Below are 7,094 nucleotides of genomic sequence, written 5' to 3' on the forward strand. Positions count from 1 at the left end.
CTTGCTGCGCTGCGCCCTGGGCTGAATCCGGCGGCCCTTCAGGCCGCGATCACCCCGCCTGCGGCTTCGGCAGCAGCTTCGCGACGATCCACAGCAGCGCACCGACGACCAACGCCAGCGTGGCCCACAGCCACGGCGAGCCTTTGCCGCTGGTGAGGGGATCGGCTTGGTAGCCGGGGAGTTTTTCCTCGTCGCCGAGCGTGGCGGGGACTTTGGTGGCGGTTTCAAATTCACGGCGGACGAGCTGGAGGTCGTAGCGCGTGTGGGTGGCGCGACGGTTGCCGTAGCAGAGATGCACGGGCGTGGTGTCGGGCACGCGGAAGAGCAGGCGCACGACGGGATACACGACGCGAATGGAGGTGAGCTGTAGCGGCGCGTTGTCGCCGTTGTCGGTGGTGAGATGGATCGTTCCGGCTTTTGGCGCGGTGTAGAGGACCAGATGGTACGTGTTGGGCGTCTGCCCCGGTTTGCGCTGCCAGTTGGCGGTGCCCAGAATGCGCTCGAAGTGGCCCTGCTCCGTGTCGTGCTGCTCGGTGACGCTGAGAGTGCGCACGAACAAGGGCGTGGGCGAGTCGAGCAGCAGCTCGCTGGCGGGGAAGTTCGGGAACGGCATCGTGATGTCCCATTTCGACTGGCTCGGTTTCTTGTCATCGCGCACCTCGGCAAAGGAGACGTTGAGTTCGCGCTCCACGCCGGGTTTGATGGCGAGAAAGGGGATCTGCCGGCCATCACGCACGATGCGGACATCGTGCAGATCGTTGGCTGCGCGTGCGAGCACCTCGGGCTCAAGCTCCAGCTCGATCACACCGGCTTCTTTAAACTGCACCGGCCGCTGAAAGGACCATGCGGAGACATCAATCACCGCTCCAACCTCGCCCACTTCGGGCGCGGTGGCGGTTTTGCGAAAGGCGGCGTTCGGCTCGACGGCGCTGGCAGTGGCGGAGTTCGCGTTCGCATCACGCAGCTTGTCGCTGAGCGTGGCGATGTCGTATTGCGGCGCGGTGGCCTGAGCGTTGCCAATGAAGAGCTGCCACTCGCCGGGGGCATCGGCTTGAAACACGATGGGCACGGGATGCCGCGTGGCTTCGACACTGTCGATGCGTAGCGGCGGGCTGTCGCCATTGCGGATGATGAGTTCGACTTCGCGCGTGGTGGCGAGTTGATGCGCGGCGATGTCGAGATCCTCGGCGCTACGGCCTTCGTGCTGGAGACGGAAGAGGGTGGCGCGCGTGTTGAGCAGCGAGGCGTCACGTTGAAATATGGGTTCGGGCGTGTGGAGGCGCACATTTCCGAGCAGGACGTTGGCGGTGCTGAGATCGAGGGTGAGGCGTGTTTCGTTCTTGGTTTCGTTGCGCGCACGAATTGTCACGGGCTGGGCCACGGTGCGCAGTTCGGGCAGATCGCGCCGAATTTGAGCGCCCGTGAAGGCGATGGGCGTGCTGCGTGCATCTTCAAGGGTGACGCGGAAATGGGTCCATGCAGTGGGCGCGAAGATGAAGCGCAGGCGTTCGGTGCCGTTCTGGCGGCAGAGCAGTTCGTTGCTGGCGAGCGGCTGCCAATTGCTGCCGTCGCTGCTGGCTTCGAGCGTGGCGGCTTTGATGAAATAGGAGGCGTTGGTTTGCAGCAGCACTTCGCTGATCGTGTCGCGGGTGGGCGGCTGGAATTCGAGCACGGTGGTGCTTGAATTCAGCGTGGCTTTGAACGCGGTGGCGTTCAGGTGCTCGGGCCGCATCATGCGTGGCAACGCAACGATGTAGGGCGTTTCGACACCGGCAGGACTGATGACACGCAGATCGTGAAACGCTGCGCCTCCGGTGGTGCGTGAGGCATCGAGCAAGGCGGGTTCGAGTTCGATGCGCGTGAGGCCGGGCTGCGTGATGCGTACGGTTTGACGATGCGTCCAGGCAGCGAAATCAGCGGCGCTGGCGGCCGAGGATAAGAGAAGTGTGAGGAGAATGGGAGCCAGATATTTACACCGCAGAGGTTGGAACGCCGCAGAGCAAGAAAAGATCAAGCCTCTGCGGCGTTCCTGTCTCTGCGGTGTTGAATTGAGGTTTGAGTTCATGGCGCGGGTGTGTTTTTGTCGTCGGTGAGGAAACGTTGATAGAGGAACGAGGCGGCGAGGGCGATGATGGCAACAGCGATCAAAGCGCCGATGCGGTAGCCGCTGTCGATGTTCGCGAGATCGTGGAAGAACAGCTTCAGCAGCGTGACTGCCAGCAGGCCGAGGCCGGCGTAGCGCGTGGGGGCGTTGCGTTGCCAAAAGCCAAGGACGAGCAGGATGAGCGCGAACAAGGCCCAGGCGATGCTGTAGGTCATGTCACGGGCGATGTTGCTGTCGAAGTCGAAGGCAATCGAGCGCTGGCCTGCGGGCGTGAAGGCATCGGCGATCTCGATGTTGAGCAGCAGGAACAGCAGGATGCCGCCGAGGGCGCTGAACAGGCCGCGCAGGTTGAGTTTGTTCCAAAGATGCGCTGGCGGTGTGAGCCAGGCAGCGGCGAAGAACATCGCCAGCGCGGAGAGGCTGTAGGCGTAGAGCTGCCAGTTGAGGATCGGCGTCTCGCCACGGGTTTGATATTCCAGCACGGCGGGATTGAGCGCGAGACGGACGAACGCGGCGACGAGCAGCACAGTGCCGGTGCCGCGCAGGCCTGGATGTGGCACACTGCGGAACAACCAGCACAGCGCGGCGCCTTCCAGCGCCCAGCCGAGCGTGATCCACTGCTTCTCGAACTGGATCGGGAAGATGAGGGTGATGAAAAACAACGCCACTCCGCCGAACCACGCAAGTTGGGTGAGACGCGCGGGATTGTCGGCGCTGTGCTGTTTCAAAACGAAGACGAGGCAGAGCAGGGGAGCGATGGCGAAGGAGATGGGCAGCAGACCCATGGATTCATTCGGCCACGTTTGACCCACGACCCGATACACAAGGCCGAAGGTGCCCAACCCGGCCGCTGCGGAGGCGATCCATGGCAGTTTGCGTTTGGCGAACAGGTTTTGGAAGACGAGCGGAAAGACGGTGAACAGCAGGTAGAAGCCGAGATACCAAAGCAACGGCGTGAGCGGCTGCTCCACCTTGAAACTTTGCTGATGCCAGGCCCATTCGAGCGCGAGCACGCAGCCCAGCGCCGTCGGCGCGAGCACCGTGATGCCGCTGAGGCGCGTGAGGCCGAGCAGAAACACGGTGAGTAGCAGAGCGAGGCCAAAGATGGACGAAGGATCGGCCACCCGCAGTTGCAGCGTGGCGAGAATCAGCAAGGCGAAGGGCAAAACGGCCGAGCTGATCGGCAGCATCTCGGCGAAGGCCACCTTGGGCATCTTGCGGGAGAGAAAACTGCTGGCGAGGCCGAATAGCACGGCGAAACCACCAAGAACGATGAGGAACTGGCTCAAACTGCCCGTCGTGTTCGCTGGCAGGCGGAACAGCCAGGCTCCAGCGGTCAGTAGCGTGAGCGCGAGCGCTGCGAGCACCGGCATCAGCGCTCCAGTGGCGATGGCGAGGCCGATGATGAGCAGATCGACGAGCAGAATCGCCGGCCAGATCATGAGGCTGATGGAATCGAGGCACAGCACCGGCATGAGCAGCAGCACGAGCGTGATCACGGGTGTCCAGCCCATGAACGGCGTCGCATTCTGACTGCGGCGCTGCCACAGCACCGCGAAGGCGGTGTGCAGAATGCCGAAGCCGAGATAGATGCCCAGTGCATACGGCAGAAGTTCGGAAGTGAGCCTTGTTGTCGTCCAAATCGAGAGATGCAGGAACGTCAGCGAGGCGATGATGCCTTGAGCGATGGCCACACGCGGCTGCTGCCACACAACGAGCATCACGACGGCATTGATGCCAAGCACGAAGCTGTAAAGCAACGTGGGACGCTCCGCGATTGCCCCGTAATCGAGAAATACGAATGCGGTGAAGATTGCACTGCCGCAGAGCGCCAGAGCAGAGCCAGCAGGGAAGGCGTCGTCATCTTCTCGTTGACGCGACCACCACGCGGCGAGCATGAACAGCGTCGCGAAGCCGAGGAAGACGAGCACGGGCGTCCAGGTGGCCGAACCGATGGCGTATTGCGATGAATGGAAGAATTTCGTCAGCCAGCCGCCTTGCATCAAAACGGTGCCGCCTGCGGCCAGCGCCGTCAGATGCAGCCAGCGTTTGTGTTTGGCGACGGCGAGCACGCCGATGTCGAGCAGCGCGATGTAACTGAACAGGCCGAAGGGATTGTCATGGCCCGTGGAGCAGAGGATCGGCGTCAAAAAGCCGCCCAGCATGCCGAGGATCGCGATGACCTGCGCCTCCATGCGCACCGCGAGCAGAAATGCCGCCGCAGTGATGAGCGTCATCATGCCGAAGGTCACGAGGACATGATTGAAAGGTGGAATGTGATACAACGAGTGCGCGGCGAAGCTCACACCGTAAAGCACGACGATGCCGGTGGCGCAGAGCGTGTGCGCGAGCGTGGCATAGGCTTTGCGCCGCTGAATGACGACGCCAGCTCCCACCAGCCCGATACCGAGGACAAAGCCGATCGCGGTGCGCAGTTCGGGTGAAATCCAGCCGCGTTCGATGCTGAGCTTCACAAAGAAGATGATGCCGAGGAACAACGCGAGTCCGCCCACCCAGGCGAACAGCTTCGCGCCCATGAACTGTTCGAGATTGATACGAACCGGTGGCGCGGAACGTGGTTGAGGTGCAGTGGACGGGCTGAAGCCCCCTGCCCGCACCGCTTCGCTGAGCGATGCAGGCGGGGAACTACGAACGAGTTCGGGGGCTTTGACGGCGACAGGTTCGGGCTGAGGAATTGGTGGCGGAGCGGCAGGCGGTGTTTCGATGACGGGTTCGGCCACGAGCACCGGCGGTGGTGCGTATTTCGCCTGCGCGGTCGAAGCGGCGGCTTCCTGTGGCTGCGGCAGCTTGTTCACGCCCTCAAGCGCTTCGATGCGCTTGATCAGCCGCGCCTCGCGTTCGACCGAGCGCGCCGCTATTTCGCGGAGGCTGCCAAGCTCACGGCTGACTTCGTCCGCGCGATGGCGTGACTTGCGGGCGGAGACGAGCGCGATGATCGGCAGCACAAGGATGCCGGCCAGGACCAGGAGGATGATCAGGATGAGTTCTTCCATAATGCCGCGCAGTGTCTCAGGATTGGCGGGCAATGGAAATTGATATTTCCAGGTGGCATCATTGATAAAACGCATAGCCTCCCGACCGGCCCATGAACGTCCATCACCTCGAACTTTTCTACTATGTCGCCAAGAACGGCGGCGTGAGCGCCGCCGCACGGGCGATGCCGTATGGCATCCAGCAGCCGGCCATCAGTGCGCAGATTTTGCAGCTCGAAGACGCGCTCGGCGTTACGCTGTATCAGCGTCGGCCATTTCAGCTCACGCGTGAAGGCCAGACGCTGCACGATTTCATCGCGCCGTTTTTCAGCGGGCTGGCGGAAATGAGCGACCGCCTGCGTGGTGGTGGGGAAAACCGGCTGCGCATCTCAGCGGCGGAGATCGTGCAGCGGGATTACCTGCCAGAGCTGCTCGCGCGCATGCGCCGTCGCGTGAAGGGCTTTCATTTCACGCTCACACATGGCCGCCAGCAGGAGATCGAAGCGTTGCTCGCCGCGCAGGAGATCGACATCGGGCTGAGCACGCTCATGGACAAGACCGCTGCGAACATCGAGGCCCGCGAACTGCTGCGCCTGCCGATGGTGCTGCTGGTGCCAAAGACCAGCGGCGTCACCCAGGCCGCGCAGATTTTCGATCAGGACCGCATCGACCTGCCGCTCGTGGCTTTGGATGCGAAGGACGTGATCTCCCGCGCGTTTCAGGCCGCGCTGCGGCAGCGTGGCGTGGACTGGATTCCGAGTCTCGAAGTCGGCAGCCTCGATCTCGTGCTGCGCTATGTCGCCGAAGGCTTCGGTGCCGGTCTGGCCCTGCGTCATCCGCGCGTCGAACTGCCCGCCGGTGTCAAAGCCCTCGCGCTCGATGATTTCCCGCCGCTGAGCTTCGGCGCGCTGTGGACCGGACGCCTGTCACCGCTGGGTGAAACCTTTCTCGCCGAAGCAACGGCGGTGGCGGGGGAGTTGGCGGGGTAATAGTCGAACACAACGGACTATCTGAATGAAAAAGCTACTTATGGCGGCAACTCTGATTGGTTTGTTGCTTTCTACCGCATCGCTCTGTGTCCCGGTTTCCCGGCATGCCATGGGAGCTTACCCCGAGAATCTTTGGACAGCCACACCGGGGCCAATTTTTCTCACACGAGCTAAACCAGCTCGGCCCAACGAGTTGTTTCGGTGCATTCGAACTCACTATGGATTGCCGCTAGGTGCTCTAGTGATCGATCGTGGCACCGTAAAGGAAGCATGGTACCTTAAACTGGATCTTCGCCTCGTTGTTATGAACTGGATATTAATTTCCCTCGTAATCTCGATGATCTTTTACGGATGGAAGCGCAAAAGCCGATAGCTGATCTAGCGCACTACTTCAGCGGCCAGAACATCGGCACCATCGCGAGGACGACGAGGAGCATGGCGACGGTGAGGCCGCCGCCGACTTTGATGAAGTCGTAGAAGCGGTATTTGCCGGGGCCATAGACGAGGATGCACGACGGCTCGAAGGGTGTGAGCACGGAGGCGGAGGCGCTGAGCATGACGCCGATGGCGAAGGCACAGGGGCCTAATCGAGTGCCATTCGTGCCCCGGCTTTTATCGCCGCAGCGCGGTGATCAGCTCATTCAGCTTCGCCCGCATCGCTTCCAGATCAGCGAGCGTCGGTGGATCATTCGCAAACGGCGTGTCCAGCGTCGCCACGGCATTGCTGAGGCTGCTCGTGCCGCTGATCGCGCCCGCCAGTTGCGCGCTTGTCACCTCGCCGGGCTGGCCTTGCGGCCCGGTGCCGCCGTCATTGCCGCGCGGGATGCCGAAGCTGAAGCGCACGTTGCTGCCGTCGAAGGTCACGCCTACCGTGGCCGGCTGGCCGGGGTCGAGCGTCGTCACGCCATCGACCATGAAATTACCGAACGGCGGGCCGGTGGGGCCGACCGGTCCCTGACCACCGGTGTTGCCGTCAAATCCGCGCGGCACGCCAAACTGGAGGCGCAC

Annotated in this window: 4 protein-coding genes and 1 pseudogene; 1 reads left to right on the forward strand and 4 read right to left on the reverse strand. The window is 62.5% G+C overall.

What is annotated here, in order from left to right:
* Positions 1-49: 49 nt before the first annotated feature.
* Both ACKVY0_RS26510 and ACKVY0_RS26515 read right to left on the reverse strand, forming a co-directional pair.
* Positions 50-2,065 (reverse strand): hypothetical protein, encoded by a 2,016-nt coding sequence (locus ACKVY0_RS26510; RefSeq protein ID WP_409217886.1) that lies wholly within the window; start codon positions 2,063-2,065, stop codon positions 50-52.
* On the reverse strand, positions 2,062-5,193 hold the full coding sequence (locus ACKVY0_RS26515; protein ID WP_409217887.1) for a DUF2339 domain-containing protein: 3,132 nt from the start codon (positions 5,191-5,193) through the stop codon (positions 2,062-2,064). Before ACKVY0_RS26515 ends, ACKVY0_RS26510 begins: the two co-directional genes overlap by 4 nt.
* Before the next feature lie 17 nt (positions 5,194-5,210).
* Between ACKVY0_RS26515 and ACKVY0_RS26520 the strand changes: the two genes are divergently transcribed.
* Positions 5,211-6,086: a LysR family transcriptional regulator gene (locus tag ACKVY0_RS26520; RefSeq protein WP_409217888.1), complete on the forward strand. Its 876-nt coding sequence runs from the start codon at positions 5,211-5,213 to the stop codon at positions 6,084-6,086.
* Between the two features lie 386 nt (positions 6,087-6,472).
* On the opposite strand, the gene ACKVY0_RS26525 is transcribed toward ACKVY0_RS26520, so the two are convergent.
* Both ACKVY0_RS26525 and ACKVY0_RS26530 read right to left on the reverse strand, forming a co-directional pair.
* Positions 6,473-6,643, reverse strand: a complete 171-nt coding sequence (locus tag ACKVY0_RS26525; RefSeq protein ID WP_409217889.1) for a hypothetical protein — start codon at positions 6,641-6,643, stop codon at positions 6,473-6,475.
* Positions 6,644-6,698: 55 nt separating this feature from the next.
* Positions 6,699-7,094, reverse strand: a pseudogene (locus ACKVY0_RS26530) (hypothetical protein); the annotation flags it as partial.

It is taken from the genome of Prosthecobacter sp. (assembly GCF_046154365.1).
Classification (GTDB): Bacteria; Verrucomicrobiota; Verrucomicrobiia; order Verrucomicrobiales; family Verrucomicrobiaceae; genus Prosthecobacter.